At 35.9% G+C, this 19,844-nt stretch carries 20 protein-coding genes, 4 tRNA genes and 1 pseudogene; 14 read left to right on the plus strand and 11 right to left on the minus strand.

The window, feature by feature from the left end; genetic code table 11:
- From OPR46_RS06135 to OPR46_RS06165, 7 genes are all read right to left on the minus strand, one after another.
- On the minus strand, positions 1-489 hold the full coding sequence (locus tag OPR46_RS06135) for a dihydrofolate reductase (RefSeq protein ID WP_265043300.1): 489 nt from the start codon (positions 487-489) through the stop codon (positions 1-3).
- Positions 483-1,766 carry a dihydropteroate synthase gene (folP, locus tag OPR46_RS06140; protein ID WP_265043302.1) on the minus strand — a complete coding sequence of 428 codons (1,284 nt, stop codon included), beginning with the start codon at positions 1,764-1,766 and terminating at the stop codon, positions 483-485. The genes OPR46_RS06135 and folP overlap by 7 nt, the downstream gene beginning before the upstream one ends.
- Positions 1,763-2,149 carry a dihydroneopterin aldolase gene (locus OPR46_RS06145; protein ID WP_007548841.1) on the minus strand — a complete coding sequence of 129 codons (387 nt, stop codon included), beginning with the start codon at positions 2,147-2,149 and terminating at the stop codon, positions 1,763-1,765. The genes folP and OPR46_RS06145 overlap by 4 nt, the downstream gene beginning before the upstream one ends.
- 39 nt (positions 2,150-2,188) lie before the next feature.
- The gene (locus tag OPR46_RS06150) at positions 2,189-2,845 is read right to left on the minus strand and encodes a CADD family putative folate metabolism protein (protein WP_265043304.1); all 657 of its coding nucleotides are present in this window, start codon (positions 2,843-2,845) and stop codon (positions 2,189-2,191) included.
- A 78-nt stretch (positions 2,846-2,923) separates the two neighbouring features.
- Positions 2,924-3,000: transfer RNA gene (locus OPR46_RS06155), tRNA-Ile, on the minus strand.
- 42 nt (positions 3,001-3,042) lie between these two features.
- The gene (gene trxA / locus OPR46_RS06160) at positions 3,043-3,366 is read right to left on the minus strand and encodes a thioredoxin (protein ID WP_007548839.1); all 324 of its coding nucleotides are present in this window, start codon (positions 3,364-3,366) and stop codon (positions 3,043-3,045) included.
- Positions 3,367-3,482: 116 nt separating this feature from the next.
- On the minus strand, positions 3,483-4,103 hold the full coding sequence (locus OPR46_RS06165; protein ID WP_010962900.1) for a ribonuclease D: 621 nt from the start codon (positions 4,101-4,103) through the stop codon (positions 3,483-3,485).
- A 171-nt stretch (positions 4,104-4,274) separates the two neighbouring features.
- Here OPR46_RS06165 and OPR46_RS06170 point away from each other — a divergent pair.
- The 3 genes and pseudogenes from OPR46_RS06170 (at position 4,275) to OPR46_RS06180 (ending at position 7,051) form a co-directional block, all read left to right on the plus strand.
- Positions 4,275-4,347, plus strand: a tRNA-Gly gene (locus OPR46_RS06170).
- 1,453 nt (positions 4,348-5,800) lie between these two features.
- Positions 5,801-6,149: pseudogene (locus tag OPR46_RS06175) on the plus strand (transposase); the annotation flags it as partial.
- Between the two features lie 42 nt (positions 6,150-6,191).
- Positions 6,192-7,051 (plus strand): IS630 family transposase gene (locus tag OPR46_RS06180; RefSeq protein ID WP_265043306.1). Its coding sequence is split into 2 segments (ribosomal slippage): positions 6,192-6,516 and positions 6,516-7,051, totalling 861 coding nucleotides; the frame shifts between segments, so codons are not numbered across the junction.
- Positions 7,052-7,129: 78 nt separating this feature from the next.
- Here OPR46_RS06180 and OPR46_RS06185 read toward each other — a convergent pair.
- On the minus strand, positions 7,130-9,046 hold the full coding sequence (locus OPR46_RS06185; RefSeq protein ID WP_265043308.1) for an ATP-dependent helicase: 1,917 nt from the start codon (positions 9,044-9,046) through the stop codon (positions 7,130-7,132).
- A 231-nt stretch (positions 9,047-9,277) separates the two neighbouring features.
- The gene (locus OPR46_RS06190; protein WP_010082321.1) at positions 9,278-9,706 is read right to left on the minus strand and encodes a WD_0964 family protein; all 429 of its coding nucleotides are present in this window, start codon (positions 9,704-9,706) and stop codon (positions 9,278-9,280) included.
- Positions 9,707-9,918: 212 nt separating this feature from the next.
- Between OPR46_RS06190 and OPR46_RS06195 the strand changes: the two genes are divergently transcribed.
- From OPR46_RS06195 to OPR46_RS06230, 9 genes are all read left to right on the plus strand, one after another.
- Positions 9,919-10,506 carry an NADH-quinone oxidoreductase subunit J gene (locus OPR46_RS06195; RefSeq protein ID WP_264338039.1) on the plus strand — a complete coding sequence of 196 codons (588 nt, stop codon included), beginning with the start codon at positions 9,919-9,921 and terminating at the stop codon, positions 10,504-10,506.
- Complete coding sequence (gene nuoK / locus OPR46_RS06200; protein ID WP_265043311.1) at positions 10,497-10,805, plus strand: NADH-quinone oxidoreductase subunit NuoK; 309 nt, start codon at positions 10,497-10,499, stop codon at positions 10,803-10,805. The genes OPR46_RS06195 and nuoK overlap by 10 nt, the downstream gene beginning before the upstream one ends.
- Positions 10,806-10,809: 4 nt before the next feature.
- Positions 10,810-12,657, plus strand: a complete 1,848-nt coding sequence (gene nuoL, locus OPR46_RS06205; RefSeq protein ID WP_265043313.1) for an NADH-quinone oxidoreductase subunit L — start codon at positions 10,810-10,812, stop codon at positions 12,655-12,657.
- 3 nt (positions 12,658-12,660) lie between these two features.
- Entirely contained in the window at positions 12,661-14,103 is a 1,443-nt protein-coding gene (locus OPR46_RS06210; protein WP_265043314.1) for a complex I subunit 4 family protein, read from the plus strand.
- A complete protein-coding gene (locus tag OPR46_RS06215) occupies positions 14,100-15,464 on the plus strand; it encodes an NADH-quinone oxidoreductase subunit N (protein ID WP_265043315.1) in 1,365 nt (454 codons plus the stop codon). The genes OPR46_RS06210 and OPR46_RS06215 overlap by 4 nt, the downstream gene beginning before the upstream one ends.
- A 17-nt stretch (positions 15,465-15,481) precedes the next feature.
- Positions 15,482-16,351: a biotin--[acetyl-CoA-carboxylase] ligase gene (locus OPR46_RS06220; RefSeq protein ID WP_265043316.1), complete on the plus strand. Its 870-nt coding sequence runs from the start codon at positions 15,482-15,484 to the stop codon at positions 16,349-16,351.
- Positions 16,348-16,485 (plus strand): CcmD-like small membrane protein, encoded by a 138-nt coding sequence (locus OPR46_RS07060; protein ID WP_006012903.1) that lies wholly within the window; start codon positions 16,348-16,350, stop codon positions 16,483-16,485. The genes OPR46_RS06220 and OPR46_RS07060 overlap by 4 nt, the downstream gene beginning before the upstream one ends.
- Entirely contained in the window at positions 16,469-16,861 is a 393-nt protein-coding gene (ccmE, locus tag OPR46_RS06225; RefSeq protein WP_264702474.1) for a cytochrome c maturation protein CcmE, read from the plus strand. The genes OPR46_RS07060 and ccmE overlap by 17 nt, the downstream gene beginning before the upstream one ends.
- Before the next feature lie 201 nt (positions 16,862-17,062).
- On the plus strand, positions 17,063-17,224 hold the full coding sequence (locus tag OPR46_RS06230) for a hypothetical protein (protein WP_265043318.1): 162 nt from the start codon (positions 17,063-17,065) through the stop codon (positions 17,222-17,224).
- Positions 17,225-17,545: 321 nt separating this feature from the next.
- Here the strand turns inward: OPR46_RS06230 and OPR46_RS06235 are convergent.
- A tRNA-Ala gene (locus OPR46_RS06235) sits at positions 17,546-17,621 on the minus strand.
- 320 nt (positions 17,622-17,941) lie between these two features.
- On the opposite strand from OPR46_RS06235, the gene OPR46_RS06240 reads away from it, so the two are divergent.
- A tRNA-Lys gene (locus tag OPR46_RS06240) sits at positions 17,942-18,014 on the plus strand.
- 19 nt (positions 18,015-18,033) lie between these two features.
- Positions 18,034-19,287 (plus strand): NADH-quinone oxidoreductase subunit NuoF, encoded by a 1,254-nt coding sequence (gene nuoF, locus OPR46_RS06245; protein WP_010962959.1) that lies wholly within the window; start codon positions 18,034-18,036, stop codon positions 19,285-19,287.
- A gap of 28 nt (positions 19,288-19,315) precedes the next feature.
- Here the strand turns inward: nuoF and infC are convergent, their stop codons facing one another.
- Positions 19,316-19,834, minus strand: a complete 519-nt coding sequence (gene infC, locus OPR46_RS06250; protein WP_265043320.1) for a translation initiation factor IF-3 — start codon at positions 19,832-19,834, stop codon at positions 19,316-19,318.
- Positions 19,835-19,844 lie beyond the last annotated feature (10 nt).

Here is a 19,844-nt window from a genome sequence, read left to right on the forward strand (position 1 = left end):
TTAACGTATTAGCCTACATATAGTATAATCTTTCGTTTTGGTGAGAATAGTTTTATGCCATCCATCAAGAAGCGTTAAGTTGAAATATACATCACCTTTATAGGGTTTGTGAATTTTTGTTATGATAAACTCTGAAATTAGATTATATTCTAAAAAAAGATGCGCTATTTGTGCTCCACCAATCATAAAGATTTGAGGGTAACTCCAATTACTTTGGATTGACAAAAACTCTTGCATAGAAGAAATAATAGTGCATTTTACCCCTCTGTTAAAACAAGAATTTAATTTGTCACGAGAAAAAACAATAGGAATACGATTCCCTAATATGTCTTGAGGCATAGTTTCAAATGTCTTTCTCCCCATAACAATAACTTGTTTGTCAGTCACCTGACGAAAATGATCTAACTCACTTGGATAATGCCAGGGCAATCCATTATTTATTCCAATTACCCCCTTGGGATCAACAGCCATAATTCCGATAACTAGCATCCCTGTAAAGCAGCTTGAGCTACAAAAAATCGCATGTGATCACGCACATTATGCACTCGAAGGAAATCAACCTTGTTGTGCAATGCAGATGATAAAGCAATTGTTTCTAAATCTCGGTTAAAGACAGGTTCTATAGAAAAAGAAGAAATAAATGACTTTCTAGAATGACCAACCAGAACTTTGCAGCCAAAACTTTGCAATGCTTCTATATTGCGTAAAATCCAGATATTCTGATATAGAGATTTGCCAAAACCAATACCAGGATCAATAATGATCGAGCTTTGATCAAAACCTAGAGCTAGTAATCTATTAATGTTCCTTTCTGCCCAATTATTTATGGTATCAATTGGATCAATGTCACTTGGGATAATGTTGTCACTATATGGTGGTATGGAGAGTGAATGCATAATAACGATACTACATCCACTGCTAGCAATCGCTTTTAAGGTATTATCATCTAGATCTCCCTTCTGATCGTTTACCCAAGCAATGTTGTAGTGCTCCAAAACGTTCAAAATAACATCTGGCCAGAAACTATCAATGCTGACTTTAATGTCACCAACTTTCATATATTGATTAAGGTCATCAAGTACTGGTTTTAAGCGTGCATACTCTGCTTTTGGAGTTTGTATTGAGGAGCCAGGTCTTGTTGATTGAGCACCAAGTTCAACTATGCTTGCACCATCTGATAACAGCCGCAGTGCCTGCTTGGTTGCTTGATCTGCATCATAATAAAGACCACCATCTGAAAATGAATCAGGAGTAATATTGACAATACCTATAAGCTCTGGTGAAAGCGTAAAACTCCTTAAAAAGCAATCCTTAATGTTAGGGTTAACAGTACCAAACGTTTTGTTAACTACTGCCATGGGACTCAGCATTGCCATCAAGTGAAGCAAAAATGGTCTGTTTATCAATTCTGGGTGAGGAATCTTAAGGTAGGGTGTATCAAGTGTCAGGTCATCCCATAACAAAATATCCAAATCAATAACGCGAGGTGCCCATTTTTCATAGACCTGCAGACGGCCAATGTCACATTCAATTTGTTTAAGGCCCTTTAACAGCTCTTCAGGAGAAGAAGAACAACTTCCATACACAACCATATTTAGAAATGGCCTGTCCCACCCAGGTGGAGCATCATTTGGTAAAATAGCCTTAGTTTCCAGAATAATTGAAGATTTTAAATTTTTAAAATAGCGTTCCTGCAGTAACTGAGCAGCCTTTTGTAAATGGGAAAAGCGATTCCCCATATTTGAGCCAATAGAAATGTAAATCATTCTTGCAACGCATTACGATAAGTAAAGAAAACACCTCCATGCACACTGGGGACAGGTGGTGCAACTTTGTGAATAGTTACGCCTATAGAAGAAATAATAAGCTTTTTTTGCATCACAAGGTTATTAATGGTCCTGTATATATCATGAGTTAAATGCTCGATTAAGTTGAATTGCTTGCTTTGAACGAGAGATTGAATACTCTGAACTACCTCCAAGTAGCATATAGTATCCTCAAGCCGGTCAGTTGTAAGTCCTAAAGGGGGGGATTTAAAGGTAAAATCAATATTAACACTAACTAATTGAGAATGATACTTCTCTTCTGCACTATAGCCTAAATGAACCCAAAGCCGTAAGTCAGATATAAGAAGATTACATGCAGACATTGCATTCCAACATCACTGAGTTTAAGCTACTTACAACTACTAACACACGCTAGCATTCATCATTCCATCAAGAAAACCCCACAAGAGCCTTGCTCCCTTTTGAGCACCCTGCATAACTTTATCTTGCTCTTTTTCATCTAGATCTTCAATAAGATTTGCACATTCCTCAGAATGCCATTCATCAGCATGCATATGGACCGTAAAAAATTGAAGAGAACGCTCATCACTTATTGAATAGTGTTTTTTTAAACCTTCAATTTTAGACTTGGAAACCTCTGGAGTTTGACGTTCGTAAGCGTACAAGGCTCCAAGACCTGCCGCAAAACCTGATCTTACAATATCAAAGTAACCATCAACTAACTCCTGTGTCTCTTTAATCTGTGCACTTTCACGAAGATCAGATTGCGCAACGCCAAGCCCTTCAGCAAAACGTTGCCATAATTCTGGATGATTTTCATCACCTTGTTCCTCTTCTATTAAATTACCAAGTAAAACCTGTCGCATTTTTAGATCTGGGCACAAAAAATGTATACCACTGATGCAACGAGGAAACGCAGCAACGTGGTGATAATATTCTTTAGCATAGGTTTGTAAAGCTTGCAAGCTTAAGCTTCCTGTATTCCATGACTGGTAAAATGGATGATTTAGTAAGTGCAATTCATTTAACTTGTTATTTAGAGACTTAGTAAATTCCATCATTTCCCCCATTACATTAATATATAGTTCATATACTATAGTTTTCTCATTGTTACGATCATGCTAAGATCAATACAATGGTGGGATTGGTAGGACTCGAACCTACGGCCAATTCGTTATGAGCGAACTGCTCTAACCGACTGAGCTACAATCCCTTTTATCAATATTTATAATACACACAAAAGCAAATTTGTCTATTAGCTTATTTCACTATCAACCCAACTTGACAAATCATTTGTTGCACCAATTTTGCGTGCAATTTCCTTACCATCTTGAAATATGATTAAAGTGGGTATAGATTGCACTCCATACTTACTTGGCACTTCAGTCCCTTCATCTATGTCGAATTTGCAGATCTTAATCTTGCCTTTTCTATCCTTAGCCAATTGTTCTATACGTGGCATTAGACTTTTGCATGGCCCACACCATTCTGCCCAAAAATCTACCAGCACGAACCCTTTATAGTCAGTGACTTCAGATTTGAAATTTTGATCATTTACCGATGTAATATCATCACTCATAAAATACCTAAATTTTTGCAAAATATAGCGTATCTATTAGCAGTTAATCAACTAAATTCTTACCGCAGAGCTTGAAAAATTGCCCTAAAGTGTTTTGCACAAACAAAAAACTTCTATTACATCTGGTGGTTAAAGATATCCACGTTTTCCCAACCCATTAAGTCTAACTCAATACGAGTAGGAAGAAATTCAAAGCACTTTTGGGCCAATTCTTTTCTATTTTCACGTTCCAGCATTAAGTCTAGCTTTTCCTTTATCCTGTGGAGATACAAAACATCAGATGCAGCATAACTTTTTTGTTTGTCTGTTAAATTTTCATTTCCCCAATCAGAAGATTGCTGCTGCTTATTTAGTTTGGTATCAAGCAGCTCTAAGCACAACTCTTTTAAGCTATGATTATCTGTGTAAGTGCGAACTAAACGTGAAGCTATCTTTGTGCAATAGCACGGAAGTGCCCAAGTTTCCAAGTAATAACGTATTATGCTCACATCAAATCGCGCGAAGTGAAATATTTTAGTTATATTTTTATCCTCTAATATTTTTCTCAAATTTGGCGCTGTATAATCGTTCTTGAGTTGAACTAAGTGAGCGTTGCCATCATTAAAAGAGAGCTGCACAAGGCATAATCTATCTCTGCTATGAAGTAGCCCCATTGCCTCGGTATCAACAGCTATAGACCTTATATCATCTGGTATTGAACTAGCTGGCAAGTCGTCTTTATATAAAAATATTCCCATAAAGCTTTGTGGAATAATTAAAAACTTATGATAATCAAAAATAAGCCTTAAGTATACGAAAGATCATAGAAGGAACCACGCAAATTTATGGGCTCTCACATTTTTCGTGTACACGGGGTTTACAAATCGCTGTATATGCCTATAACTAAGTAAATTTAGGTTAATTTAATTGCGGGAGTAGCTCAGTTGGTAGAGCGCAACCTTGCCAAGGTTGAGGTCGAGGGTTCGAACCCCTTCTCCCGCTCTTTACTTTCAAAATCATTTCGTCAAAAACTTGCTTGACACCCTTCGCCAGTCCCCTTATCATGAAACTGAAGCTATTGTATTTGCTTTCGCCAATCTGCAGATTAAAAGGTAAGGGTTACTTAATGTATCGGCGTCTTATGTTTAATTTTTTGCAGTACATAGATACTGTATGTCTTTACAAAACTTCATCTACATCTAGATTTTTATCTAAATAAGCTGAACGCGCTTATAAAGCGTTACAAGACATCAAAAAATGCCAATACTCGACAGAGATAGTAAAAGACTAGCTAACTCGGGGATTCTTTGTCTTTTTTTCTGCTTAGTAAATTTCTTAAACGTTTGCAGCGTAAGTTAGTTGCAATTAAAAGCAGCTGAATTTCGCTTGTCAAGCGTTTAAAACATAAAAAACGCCAATATTTTAAAGCGGATAATAACCCCAGGGCTTCTTTTGCCTTTTTTTTCATTTGGTAAATTTCTTAATGTTTGTGGCTGAACGACAACCGTCATCCCACTACTTGTTAGCGGGATCTCTTGTTAGCGGCTGAGATACCGCGAATGAATCGCGGTATGACGTAGGACTGCTGTCATTCCAGCGCGTGACGCTGGAATCCAGTTCTTATTACCTGGTGTAAAGTTAAGTTTCCTGGATGCCAGTGGGCTTTGTTGCATCGCTAGCTATGATGGATTAAAGATAAAAAAGGTAGAGAATATCAGTAGCTTATTATTCTGGTATTTATAACAAGAACGGTCAGTGAATACCTAAATTTGAGTAAAAGAAATTTCACTACCACTCACTAATCCGGCTAAAATTCAAGAATTTCAATGCTTTAGCTATTTTCAATAGAATTAAATTTATTAATACAAATAACAAGTTACTATTCTTAAATTTGATCAGATTGATTGCAAAAAAAACAAGATTTTCAATAAGTTGCTTATAATCCTAATTATATAGCTCTTTTTACAATAATCCGAACAGACCGTAATATGCTACTGGCCTGCTATAGCCATAAACACATATCTTATCGCATTCGGACTATTATATGAAAGGCTATAGTTAGCCTTTCATAAGTAGCGATGCAACAAAGCCATCCCAGTGTCTGGGCACTGGGATGACAAGAAAGAGGCTACTTGGACAACACCCTGACAACCATCATCCCGCTACGTGTTAGCGGGATCTGGAAATACCGCGGCGGTATGACGTAGGACTGCTGTCATTCCAGTCTGGAATCCAAAAAAGGATGATGTCATCCCAGTGCTTGACACTGGGATCCAGCTTCTGTGCAACCTCATCAAAAACATTCATTTAGTATAAACTTTCCATTCTAGTTTGCTTGCTTACAAGCAAACTTTCCTGGATCTCAGTGGGCTTTGTTGCATCGCTCAAGTGAAAAGAACTGGCAGTTACTGACAAAATTCATTATAAATAGCCATTTAACTGTTGAAGAAAAAATATGCCACAAAAAATGAGAGTCAGTAACTGCCATGAATATAACAAATTTCTCCAAGAAAGAGGAAGCATTTTTTGTTATATCAATGACGCCATAGAAAATTGGTACGAGAATTGTCCAAAAATGCAGGGCGGCAACTATATTTATAGTGATAAAGTTGTGATTTTGGTGCATATAATCGTCAGTTTCTTTAGAATTGGTTTAAGACAAACAGTCGGGTTTATAAAAGGGTATTTGCAACAAATAGGAAGAGGTTTGGCAGTTATCAGCTATTCACAAGCATCAAAAAAAACTTAATATTAAGATAAATGATTGCAGAATTGATAAAAATATAGCTCTTTCCATAAAAGTCCGGATGTGATAGGATAAGGGTAGATGATGATAAGGAGGTTGAATGCCAGCAGCATATAGTTATGATTTAAGAAAAAAAGCAATGGAAGCGCTAGACGAAGGAGAAAGCAGAGAAACAGTGGCAGCAAGATTTAAGATTGGACGAACTACTTTATGGGAGTGGCGGCAAAGAAGAAAAGAAACAGGAGACTTTCAATCAAAAAAACTTGGAAATGGGGGTTACAATCACAAAATTACCGACTGGGATACGTTTGCCAAATTTGCCAGAGAACACGGAGGAAAGACTCTATCGGAAATGGCTAAACTTTGGAACAACGTTAGTATCCAAACGATCTATCGAGCCCTTAAAAAAATTGGATTTACGCGCAAAAAAAGACATATGGATACAAGGGAAGAAACGAAGAAAAACGTGCTGAATTTTTGAAAATTATAGCGACAAAAGAACCTAAAAACTTAGTGTATATAGATGAGTCTGGCATTGATAACACCGAAGACTACCCCTACGGATATTGCCAGAAAGGACAGCGGTTTTATGCCTTAAAATCTGGAAAGAAAACTCAACGAATCAGTATGGTTGCAGCCTTAAGTGGAAGAAAGATAGTTGTTCCGTTAACCTTTGAAGGCCACTGTAATATGGATGTTTTTAATGGATGGTTTGAGCAATTTTTGACACCGATCTTGGAACCTGGACAGACTGTCATTCTTGACAATGCTACTTTTCATAAGTCTGATAAGATTATCGAGCTTGCTAAAGGGGTTGGTGCAGAAATTTTGTATCTGCCGCCTTATTCTCCAGATTTCAACAAAATTGAGCATCATTGGTTTGCTATAAAAAACAGAGCCAGGAAAAACATTCCTCTATTCGAATCCTTTCGTCGTGCTGTTGATTCTGCCTTCCTATGACCTGTTCGGACTATTATGAGAAATGCTATAGTTAAAGTAATTCAGATTTGTAAGATATGTTTATCTGCAATTATAGCTTCAACAGTAGGGAATGTTGCTTTTAATTACCTCAACATTTTTTCTTGGCAATTCTTTAATGAACCGAGAAGTGCGCATCGGTTGCCACTGGTTGTTAATTTCCCTCCTATCTGCACATGAAATGATTAACCTTTCTTTGGCTCTGGTTATGCCAACATATGCGAGTCTCCTTTCTTCTTCTAAAGCTTTACCACTTTTGTCATCAAAAGATCTTTGATGAGGAAATAATCCCTCTTCCCAACCAGGTAGAAACACGCACGGGAATTCAAGTCCTTTGGCTGCATGAAGAGTCATAACATATACGGTGTCATCGTTATTCATATTATCCACTTCCATCACCAGACTTATATGCTCCAAGAAAGTTGTGGCATTATCGAAATTTTTTAAAGATGAGATGAGCTCTTTAACATTTTCTATTCGTGCTAAGCCTGTTACCTCCTCATTTTCAAGCATTTCAATATATCCTGATTGGTTTGCTACGATTTTAACGAATTCATGCAGTGGTTTTACGCTTACTATTTCTTCCCAAGCTTTAATTTTATTTAAAAAATCGTTGAGTGAGAGTTTAATTCTTTCGGTTACCTGATTACTATTAACTAATATTTTTGCTGCCTCAAAAAAAGAAATTTTGTTATCCTGAGCAGTCGTGTATATTTTCTTTAGAGTTGTAGCCCCTATGCTTCTTTTTGGCCGATTTACTATCCTTTCGAAAGCTAAGTCATCGTTATTGTTTGTAACAAGTCTTAAATATGCAATTATATCCCTGACTTCCTGACGTTCGTAGAATTTTACGCCACTTATAATCTTGTAGGGAATTGAATATTTTATAAAATACTCTTCCAGAACTCTAGTTTGAAAAGTGGCCCTTACCAGCACTGCAATGTCACTAAATCTGTATTTATTGAGCTTTAATATCTGTTCGCTTATGAACCTTGCTTCAGCTTTCCCATCCCATAATTTTATTAGATTTACCTTTGCCCCTTCAATGTTTGTTGTCCACAATTTTTTTTCTAAGCGAGTCTTATTGTGATTGATAACATATGACGCAGTTGCAAGTATGTGGGATGTTGACCTGTAGTTACACTCTAGTTTAACGGTTTTTGCATTTTTAAAATCATCAGAAAACTTCAAAATATTTTCAACTTCTGCACCACGCCAACTATATATCGACTGGTCATCATCTCCTACACAGCAAATATTTGAGTGCTCTTTTGCGAGGTATTTTAGCCAAAGATATTGTATCGCATTTGTATCTTGATATTCATCTACCATAACATATTTAAACTTGTTTTGGTAGTAGGACAGAACTTCGGTCTTTTGATTAAAGAGCTGTATGTTATATAGCAATAAGTCACCAAAATCGACAGAATTAAGGAATTTCAACCTTTCCTGATACTGGTGATAGACTTTGAGTGCAGTTACATATACTGGCCTAAATGATTGAATATCTTCCACTTCAGATGGCAATAAGCACTTCTCTTTCCATTGCTGAATAATATTCATAATGGTCTTACATTTTTCTGATAGGTAATCAGGATTTATTTCATTGATAATATTTTTTATTACCTGTAATTGGTCATCCACACCAATGATTGTAAAATTGGGGTTTAAGCCCACAATTTCTGCGTGCAGGCGCAAGATTTTTGCTGCAATTGCATGGAAAGTGCCAAGCCATGGTATGTTTGTGCCCGTTAGCTCAAGTACCCTTGATACCATCTCATTTGCTGCTTTATTTGTAAATGTAACTGCTAATATCTCATCAGAATAAGCGTGACCGTTTCTAATTATGTGTGCTATTCTTGAAGTAATCGTTCTTGTTTTTCCCGTCCCGGCTCCTGCCAGTATCAAAACTGGTCCATCTATGTTAGTTACAGCTGATTGTTGTTCTGGATTTAGCAGTGAGAGATAATCGTTCATCGTAGCCCTATAGATTATATAGCCTTTCTTATAATAGTCCGAATGCGATAAGATATGTGTTTATGGCTATAGCAGGCCAGTAGCATATCACGGTCTGTTCGGATTATTGTAAAAAGAGCTATAACTTCGTAAAGTTAAACCTATGATTGAAATATTGTAAAGGTTTTATTGAATAGAACAGTTAAAGAATGCTTCACTCAAGTACTACATATTTAAACGTAGGTTTTACATCTATTTTGTTTTAGTAGTTTCAGGTGTATGTCGAGTAACAACAACTTGATTTGAGGTATTGGCACCAGAACTTCTGCTTGTTGGGTGGATAAGTGGAGTTTGGAATGGCTTATATGTACGGTTTAGTTCCTTCATTTCTATTTCTTCAACTTCAACAAGGGGTTTTTCTTTTGGGGTATAGCGATTATGCGTTGCAGGTCGTTCAGTGAGATTTTCATATGTTTCTTTCAACCAAGTTCCGATATCATACATAAATCCATACGCTTTTTCTTTAAATTCTCTCAATGATCTACTGAAACTTGCTAGTGTGTTATTAAAGTAAATTGTCATATAGTCTCTTGTGGTGTATTGATAACTTTCTCCATCTAGTCTGCTACTTTGTGCGTTAGAACTATTGTTGCTTTTAAAATAACCAAATATGTTGTACATTTTGAGCCGCCATTAATTACTAACATACACATATTATATATTGATAAATTAAGGATTTAGTGTATTGATTAAGCACTTAGAAAGCGCTCTGTATAATAATTTAAAATGGAGCTGGAGCTTTGTAGTACAATGTTTTCAAACGTTTAATATAATATTGACTTTACAACGATAGTCACTTTAAATTAGTAACTATTGTTGCAGTTAAAGTATCAATGCCTTTTTTCTTTTATTTTTTTGCAATTCTTAGCATTTTATCTGCTGTATGCGTAATTAGTGTAAGAAATCCTGTGCATGCAGTATTATTTTTAATTTTCACCTTCGTTAACTCTGCAGTGCTTTTTATTCTCCTTGGAGCTGAATTCATTGCTATGATGGTGCTGATAGTATACATCGGTGCGGTTGCGGTGTTGTTCCTCTTTGTAGTTATGATGCTCGATATTGACTACATAAGGTTGCGCCAGGGTTTTGCAAAGCATTACACTCTTGGTGCTATGTTGTGTGTTGTGTTTTTTCTAGTCATCAGCTTTGTAATCCGCAGCTCAGCACCGAATATAAGCAATGTTATAAACTATAATACCAATAATGTGAAAGCTATTGGTAATTTGCTGTATACCGACTACATGTACGCTTTTCATCTTTCTGGTATTCTGCTGCTTGTTGCAATTGTCGGTGCAATTGCTCTTACTTTGCAGGACAAGAAAAAAGGAGTTAAAAAACAGAATGTATTAAAGCAATTGACACAATCTTCATCTGTAAAATTGATTAAGGCTAAATTTGGAAAAGGAGTAGAATGGAAATAGGATTAAATCACTTTTTGATAGTTGCTGCTGTTTTGTTCACTATTGGAGTGTGCGGTATTTTCATCAACCGTAAGAGCATAATCAATATATTGTTATCAATAGAAATATTATTGCTGGCAATTAATATCAACTTAGTTGCTTTTTCTGCCTTTATGAATGATATAGTTGGGCAAATTTTTGTGATGTTTGTGTTGACTGTTGCGGCAGCAGAGTCAGGAATTGGGCTTGCAATATTGGTTGTATATTATAGAAGCCGTGGCAATATAGATGTTGAACAAGCAAATTTAATGAAAGAATGAAAGTATGATGGATATACTGAAATTAATAGTATTTTTGCCACTTTTTGGTTCGCTATTTGCAGCACTTTTTAGAAAAAGTCAGTTAGTTACAACGGCAGGGATTGGAATATCTGCAGTTTTATCTTGGTATGTTTTTCTCACCTTCTCTGAAAATTATCACTTGAGTTTATTTCCTTTGTTTTCATTAAGCATCTTAAAAGTAAATTGGGCAATTAGTGTGGATGCTCTCTCATCCTTAATGCTTATTGTTATTACCACCGTTTCACTGGTAGTACATCTCTACTCTATCGGTTATATGGAGCATGATAAGGGAAAGTCGAGGTTTTTTTCTTACCTATCGCTATTTACGTTTTGCATGATTGTGCTGGTTGTAAGCGATAATTTCGTGCAGCTTTTTTTTGGCTGGGAAGGGGTTGGCCTATGTTCTTATTTACTCATAGGATTTTGGTTCCAAAAATATTCTGCAAATAATGCAGCAATTAAAGCATTTGTTGTGAATAGGGTAGGAGACTTTGCACTATTGATTGGAATCTTTCTTATTTATTATACATTTCACTCTTTGAATTTTACTGAAGTTTTTGACACAACTGATCTTCTTGGCACGCAGAACATTAGGGCATTCTGCTGTGAATTCAAAGTAACTCATATAATATGCATATTATTTTTTATTGGCTGTATGGGTAAATCTGCACAGCTTGGTTTACATGTTTGGTTGCCAGATGCAATGGAAGGGCCAACTCCTGTTTCTGCACTTATTCACGCAGCAACGATGGTAACAGCAGGTATATTTTTAGTAGCAAAGTGTTCTCCATTGTTTGAGTTATCAAATGTGGCACGAGAATTAATAGTTATCGTTGGAGCACTCACTGCTTTTTTTGCAGCCACCGTTGCAATTACTCAGAACGATATAAAGAAAATAATTGCTTATTCAACCTGCAGTCAACTTGGTTATATGTTCATGGCATGTGGGCTTTCTGCTTACAATGTTGCTATTTTTCATTTAATGACACACGCTTTTTTTAAAGCTCTACTATTTCTTGGTGCTGGCAATGTGATTCATGCAATGCATCATGAGCAAAACATTCAGAAAATGGGAAATTGCTGGAAGAAAATCCCTTGCACTTACGCTCTCATGTGGATTGGATCTCTTGCGCTTTCTGGGATATTCCCATTTGCAGGTTTTTATTCAAAGGATTTGATAATTGAACATGCTTATAGCACGGATAGCTTTGCTTTTGTAATAAGCTTAGTTGTTGCATTCTTCACAGCGTTTTACTCTTGGAGGTTATTGCTTCTTGTGTTCCACAGCCAAAAACAAAGTAAAATTAATATACATGAGGCACCAAAGATTATGCTTATACCATTACTGACACTCGCTTTTGGATCAGTATTTTCTGGAATATGGGGAGCAAATATTTTGAACATAACTAGTAATGCGTTTTGGAAATCAAGTTTAGTGATGATTGATGAGCATGGAGTTCATAATTTCTTTATAAAACTACTGCCAACCTTAGCAAGCCTAAGTGGAATAGCACTTGCGTACCTAATTTACCAATATCAAGTAATTAGGCAAATTAAGAGTAAATTTTTACTTAAGTTTTTGCAGAATAAATGGTACTTTGATGAGGTGTATGAGTTTGTTATAATTGCACCGATAAGGTTTATATCTAGGCTTCTATGGAAGTTTGATGTTAAGGCTATTGATTCATTTGGACCAAATGGTGTTGTAAGGTTGGTTAATGAATGTTCAAAAAGTTCTATAAAGTTACAAACTGGTTATATATTTGATTATGCATTTATTATGTTTGTTACTCTAATAATCGGTGCTTTATATATTATTGGAATTAAATAGAAGGTGTTGTTACTTAGTATATTCTTGCTTCCACTGATAGGAGCGTTGATTTTATCCTTAATCAGGATTAATCATCAATCTATACACTTAAGATTCGTTGCTCTATTTTTTGCTGTACTTCCATTTTTGCTTAGCATTGTAGCTTGTATAGAATTTGATTATAACAATGCGGACTTTCAGTTTGTCAGCTACCCAATTAGAAATGTTGGAATAGGGATAGATGGTATATCGTTGCTTTTCCTTCTGCTTACAACTTTCTTGTTTGTAATTTGTATACTCTACAACTGCAAAATGAGTTATACGACCCTAAAAGCCTATATGGCATTGTTTCTACTGCTTGAGAGTTTTGTAGTCGGTTTTTTCGTTTCACTGAATGCTATAAGCTTTTATGTGTTTTTTGAAGCTGTTTTAATACCAATGTTCTTTATTATTGGCATCTGGGGAGGAAAACACAGGGTATATGCAACGTTTAAGTTGTTTCTTTATACATTAACTGGCTCATTATTATTTCTACTTGGATTGGTTTACATCTATAACATTTTTGGAACGTTTAATATACAAAAATTAGCTACATTAGTGCCAAGCCTTGATCTTGAAGTGCAGTCATTGCTGTGGATTGCATTTTTTATTTCTTTTGCAATAAAAGTACCGATGTTTCCATTTCACACTTGGCTTCCTGATGCGCATGTACAATCACCAACTTCTGGATCTGTGATTTTAGCTGGCTTGCTTATTAAAATGGGAGGATATGGATTTTTAAGGTTTTCTATTCCAATGCTTCCTCAGGCAAGTTTATATTTTTCAAATTTCGTTGTTGTGCTGAGCATTATTGCGGTGATATATGCTTCGCTAGTTGCGTTTGCTCAAGATGATATAAAGAAGTTAATAGCTTATTCTTCAATAGCACATATGGGGATCGTTACTGCTGGCCTCTTTTCATTTTGTGAGGAAGGAGTACTGGGTAGCATATTTCAAATGATTAGTCATGGCCTTATTTCTGCTGCTTTATTTTTGTGTGTTGGAATGCTATATACTCGAACTGGAACTTTGGAGATTGCAAAATATTTTGGCATAGTAAACACAATGCCAAAATTTGGTTTTATGTTCATTTTATTTTCAATGGCTTCAATAGGGCTACCTGGAACATCTGGATTCATAGGTGAGTTTTTGGCTATGGTTGGAATGTTTAAGAGCATAGGGTTTTTTACAGGATTTATCGCACTTGGCACTATTTTAAGCGCAGTTTATATGCTGAATTTATGTAAGCAAATAATATGGGGGGTTAGCTATTCTAAATTATTAAATAACCGCTTGGATAGCATAGAATTTTCTGTCTTAATTCTGCTTGCAGTGTTTGTTATTTTGCTTGGATTCTACCCAACCCTTGCACTGAATTATTTGAAGCCATGTATGGCAAATTTGTTAGTCAAATATAATGCGCTATGAATTATATACAGATATTGCCGGAAACGTTCTCTATTATCTCCTCGTTAGTGTTGCTACTACTTGGAATTATATTTAACCGCCGAACTATCAACTTATTAGCACTTGGCTGCACAGTGGTAACTTTGATTATTTTAATTATTTCGGCAGAAAACAATGAAATTTTTCTCTTTAATTCGTTGTTAAAACTCAATTTATACATCAGGTCAGCCCAAGGGTTAATTCTCAGCACAGGAATTTTAATACTTTTGATGCTGAATTTATCAAAATATGACTATAAATATGAATTTTCAATACTGATTCTTTTTGCGCTATTTGGCATGATAACTTTGGTTTCAGCAAATAGTCTGATTTCTTTTTATTTAGCTTTTGAGTTGATGAGTATATCTTTGTATGTTCTTGCGAGCTTTAATAAAGATTCAGCTTATTCATGTGAAGCAGGAGTGAAATATTTTACACTTAGTGCACTATCTTCCTGCATTATGCTATATGGAATGTCGCTGCTTTATGGATATACAGGACAAGTCAATTTCTCTGAGCTCGGTTCATTCTTGCAAAGCCATCAGATAGCTTATGGAATAGTTTTTGGGTTAGTTTTTATCCTTATTGGTTTGTGTTTCAAGCTTGCTATTGCTCCTTTTCATATGTGGGCTCCAGATGTCTATCAAGGTGCACCTACCATAGTAACTGCGTTTTTTTCTACGGCCCCAAAAGCTGCACTTGTAACATTTTTAATTCGATTGATGAATGAAGAGTTAGTAAATGTAAAAAGTTATGTTCAGCCTATTTTCTTATACGTTTCAGCATTGTCTGTGCTTATCTCAGCTTTTGGGGCTTTGCGTCAGCAAAACTTAAAAAGGCTGCTTGCTTACAGTTCAATTGGTCACATTGGTTTTATATTTGCTTCACTTTCTATTTTTACACAAGCAGGAACAGATAGTGCCTTAATGTATCTGGTGATATATATCATCACAAGCATAGGGCTATTCTCATATCTCGTACAAATTGACGATGACGATTGTGATATTGCAAACTTGTCTGGTATAGGGAAGAAACGCCCAATTGTAGCATTTCATCTTTCTGTGCTGTTACTCTCGATGTCGGGAATACCTCCACTTGCGGGTTTTATCGCTAAATTTTTTATATTCAAAAGTTTAATAAATTCTGGCTTTATCACCCTGTCTTTGATCCTTGTAATGGCAAGTGTTATATCGTGTTACTATTATCTAAATATTATAAAAGCTATGTATTTCGATAAAGCTAGTGGTAATAAGGTTACTTATTCTAAGGGTCTATTCATTATCACTTCGGTGGCTTCACTGATTAACCTCGTTCTTTTCTTGTACGTTTTACTCACTCATTGAACTAAAGGGCTGACAAGGTGATCCCTGAGGGTTTTCATATTCATCATTACAAAGAAGTTTTAACCACTAATGGAAAAGCACTGGACTTAATTAACAGAGGAATATCAAATGAAACTGTTATTATTGCCGATAAACAAACAGAAGGCAGGGGGCGCACCGGAAAAAGTTGGGTTTCTCCAGAAGGTAATTTCTATGCGAGTTTGGTGATAAACCTCTTTAACGATTATCTGAATGAAAGCCAGCTTTCGGTGTCATTCCAGTGCGTGACGCTGGAATCTAGGAATCAAGAAGCATGGATCCCAGTGTCAAGCACTGGGATGACATCGGATGGTACTGGGATAACAGTAGGCTTAACGAGTCAAGTTAAAGACATCAGCAAATTAACAGAATTGACTTTTGTGACTGCTCTTGTTGTAGGGAATACTTTACTGTCATTTATGGATGATAGTAACATTCAATATAAATGGCCAAATGATGTCCTAGTTGATAGTAAAAAAATCAGTGGAATATTGCTTGAAAAAAGATCCAATTCGAATTGGCTTATTGTAGGAATTGGAATTAATGTCAATCATGCACCACTTCCAGGAACAACGTGCATTAGCAATTATGGTGAGTCTGTGTCTAACATGGATTTGTTAAAGGAATTAATAATAAATTTTAATAAACTAAGAAAGCAATGGCTATTTGATGGGTTTTATGCTATAAGAGAAATGTGGTTAAAAAAAGCATTCAAAATGAATGAGCAAATCAGTGTAAAGTTAGCTGACAAATTGTATGAAGGAATTTTTGCTGATATAGATAAAAGTGGTAAATTGGTGTTGCAGCAAAAGGATGGAAGCTTAATTTATTTTGATGCAGGTGAGTTATTTATTAACGATATATTATGAACACGTATGTGATTTTTGCTTACCTTATTAGTCTTACATTGATTACCGGAGAACTGATCCTTACCATTTCTTGCTATATTAAAAGTAAAAAAATTCTAGAAAGCCTGAAAGATAATAATGAAGAAGAAACATAAGCGATTACTTATAACTTCAGGAATTTTCTGCTTTTTAAGTTGTGCAGTTTTTTTTATTTTAACAACGCTCAAAGAAAATATCTCATTTTTCTATACAGTAAGTGAGGCAATAGTTTTACCAAATAATCAAAAGCCAATCCGTGTTGGTGGAATGGTTGTTGAAAATAGCGTGATACGAAGCGAAAGCGAAGTAGTTTTTCAAATGACAGATTTTAACAAAAGCGTTGTAGTGAAATACCAGGGAATACTTCCTCCAATGTTTTCAGAAAAAAGTGGTGTTGTTGTACAAGGTAAAATGTTTGATAATAGTACTTTTCTTGCAGATACAGTGTTTGCAAAACATGATGAGAACTATATGCCGAAAGTTTTAAAATAGATTTCCTAACTCAGCTATATTAAAATAGCATATGGAGAAGGTAATAGCCTGATATCAGGCTATTACCTTTTTTATTAAAGCAATCCGTTCTCTTCACCAGTAATATGGAGTAATGGAGGAGCTTCTCCAATATCTGGAATCGAATTCCTAAGATCTGCAAGTTCACTATCTATACTACTTGTCTTGCTGTCTATACTATCTATGGTTGATGATATAGCTCTTTTTACAATAATCCGAACAGACCGTAATATGCTACTGGCCTGCTATAGCCATAAACACATATCTTATCGCATTCGGACTATTATAAGAAAGGCTATACTACATCGTTTTTATCATCCAGCGATACAAGCTCAACTTTTTTAATAGGCATTGTAGGATCATTACCTTCAGGCCACTTTATCCTTGTAGTCGGGGTTTTTCTAAACACCTCTTTTCCAGGTATCATCTTAAAAACATGCTTTTTTCCACTCATAGGCGTTACCAATAAATTAATTGTTAGTATTCTAACATTTATTGATTAATTTATTGTTAAGTTAGTATATATTACAATTGTAATAACCAACATTACTTGTGTAGAGAAAAGTTACGAAAAGAAATAGAGATTTTCAGGGAAATAGTATAAAATCCTCATAGATTAAAATAAGCTGCTTTGGCAAGTTTTGTGGCGGCTAGAACTGTATAGACTGGTGGAGGCAAGCGGGATCGAACCGCTGACCTTCTGCGTGCAAAACAGATGCTCTACCAGCTGAGCTATACCCCCAGGTAATTCTTGCTTAAAGCATAAATCACTCAGGCTGAAATGCAAGAAATATTTATCTATTAGGCTATTGCTAAATAGTGTACAAATTCTGCAGGGTGTACACACTTCTCTATTTTTTTGTCTCCTTAGCGTTATACGTCACACCATCCAAATAAATCTGTGAACTGAAAATTAACAAGAAGTTTTCCTTTAAAAAATTTTTAACTAAATTATCACTAACACAGTATATTATATAATTTATTTAACCACACATGAAAATTTTAGTTTGATTAAAACGGATAAAAACTGTATTGATGTTTAGTATAGCTGAAAAATGAAATGATCCCGTAGCTCAGCCGGTAGAGCAACTGACTTTTAATCAGTGGGTCACGCGTTCGAATCGCGTCGGGATCACTCACAAATTTTGAAAAACATGCTAAAAGAACAAGACAAAATATTCACCAACCTAAATGGTAAAGGAACTCCACTACTTGAGGGTGCAAAAAAACGTGGTAGCTGGCAAAAAACAAAGGAATTACTGGATTTAGGATCAGAAAAGATCATTGATGAAGTAAAGAAATCTGGTTTGAGAGGTCGAGGGGGTGCAGGATTTTCCACCGGCCTTAAGTGGAGCTTTATGCCCAAAAATCTCCCAAAAGCATATTTAGTAGTCAATGCAGATGAGTCAGAACCTGGTACATGTAAAGATAGAGATATATTGCGATATGAGCCACATAAGTTACTTGAGGGAATTCTCCTGGCCGGCAAAGCGATCAGCGCATCAGTTGCATATATTTATATCAGGGGTGAATTTTATAATGAATATTTAGTTCTAAAAAAAGCACTTGAGGAAGCCTATAAAGAAGGTTTAATTGGAAAAAATGCCTGCAAATCAGGTTATGATCTTGATGTGTTTATCCATAGGGGCGCAGGAGCTTACATATGTGGGGAAGAAACAGCTCAACTCGAATCAATTGAAGGAAAAAAGGGCTTTCCTCGCATGAAGCCTCCATTTCCCGCAGGTGTTGGACTTTTTGGCTGCCCAACCACAATAAACAACGTTGAAACTATAGCCATGGTTCCAGATATTCTGAATCGCGGAGGAGAATGGTTTGCATCTCTTGGTAAACCAAATAATACTGGTACCAAGGTCTTTTGTATTTCAGGGCACGTAAACAACCCGTGTAATGTTGAAGAAGAGCTCGGAATTCCATTACGTGAATTAATTGAAAAATACGCAGGTGGAGTGCGAGGAGGTTGGGATAATTTACTTGCTGTAATACCTGGTGGGTCTTCAGTGCCATTAATTCCAAAATCTATATGTGATACTATTGAAATGGATTTTGATTCATTAAGAACTGCACAATCAGGGCTTGGTACTGCTGCTGTAATAGTGATGAATAAATCAACTGATATAATAGCTGCAATAGAGAGGTTATCACACTTTTATATGCATGAGTCCTGTGGACAATGCACACCATGCCGTGAAGGTACTGGATGGATGTGGAGGATTATGAAGAGGATGGTGGCAGGAGATATTAAGCCTGATGAAATAGATAAGCTGCTTGACCTTACAACTCAAATAGAAGGACATACAATTTGCGCACTTGGCGATGCTGCAGCTTGGCCGATTCAAGGATTAATAAGACATTTTCGCCATGTTATCAAAGAGAGAGCGATAATTTAACTTTACTTATACTTCTTAAGCCGTTTTGCTACTTAGCAACCAGAGCTAAAAAATATTGATTCCCTTCTCTTTTAGGTGCCAATTCTACCTTTGCGATATCTTCAGTGTCTCGAATTAGCCGTTCTAATTTTTCCAGTCCAACTTCAGTGTTTATAAGCTCTCTCCCTCTAAATCTCATTGTGACTTTAATTTTATGTCCGTGGGCAAGTAAGTCTCTTGCTTGACGCAATTTTGTTCCGTAATCGTGATCACCAATATTGGGACCCAGTTTAATTTCTTTTATAGTTAATGTTTTTTGTTTCTTTTTTGCTTCACTTGCTTTCTTTTTTATATCATACTTTCGTTTGCTACAATCCAGAATTTTACATACTGGAGGGGTTGAATCAGGTGCAATTTCTACCAAGTCTAAACCAACACCCTGTGCAAGCTCCAAAGCTCGTTCTATTAGCACGATTCCGATCATTTCACCACTGTGATCAACTAAGCGTACCTCCTTAGCTGTGATGAATCCATTAATTCTGTTTTTATTGTTCTTTTTAACTTGCAAACTTTAACTC

The organism is Wolbachia endosymbiont (group A) of Scambus nigricans, from assembly GCF_947251485.1.
GTDB classification, from domain to species: Bacteria; Pseudomonadota; Alphaproteobacteria; order Rickettsiales; family Anaplasmataceae; genus Wolbachia; species Wolbachia pipientis.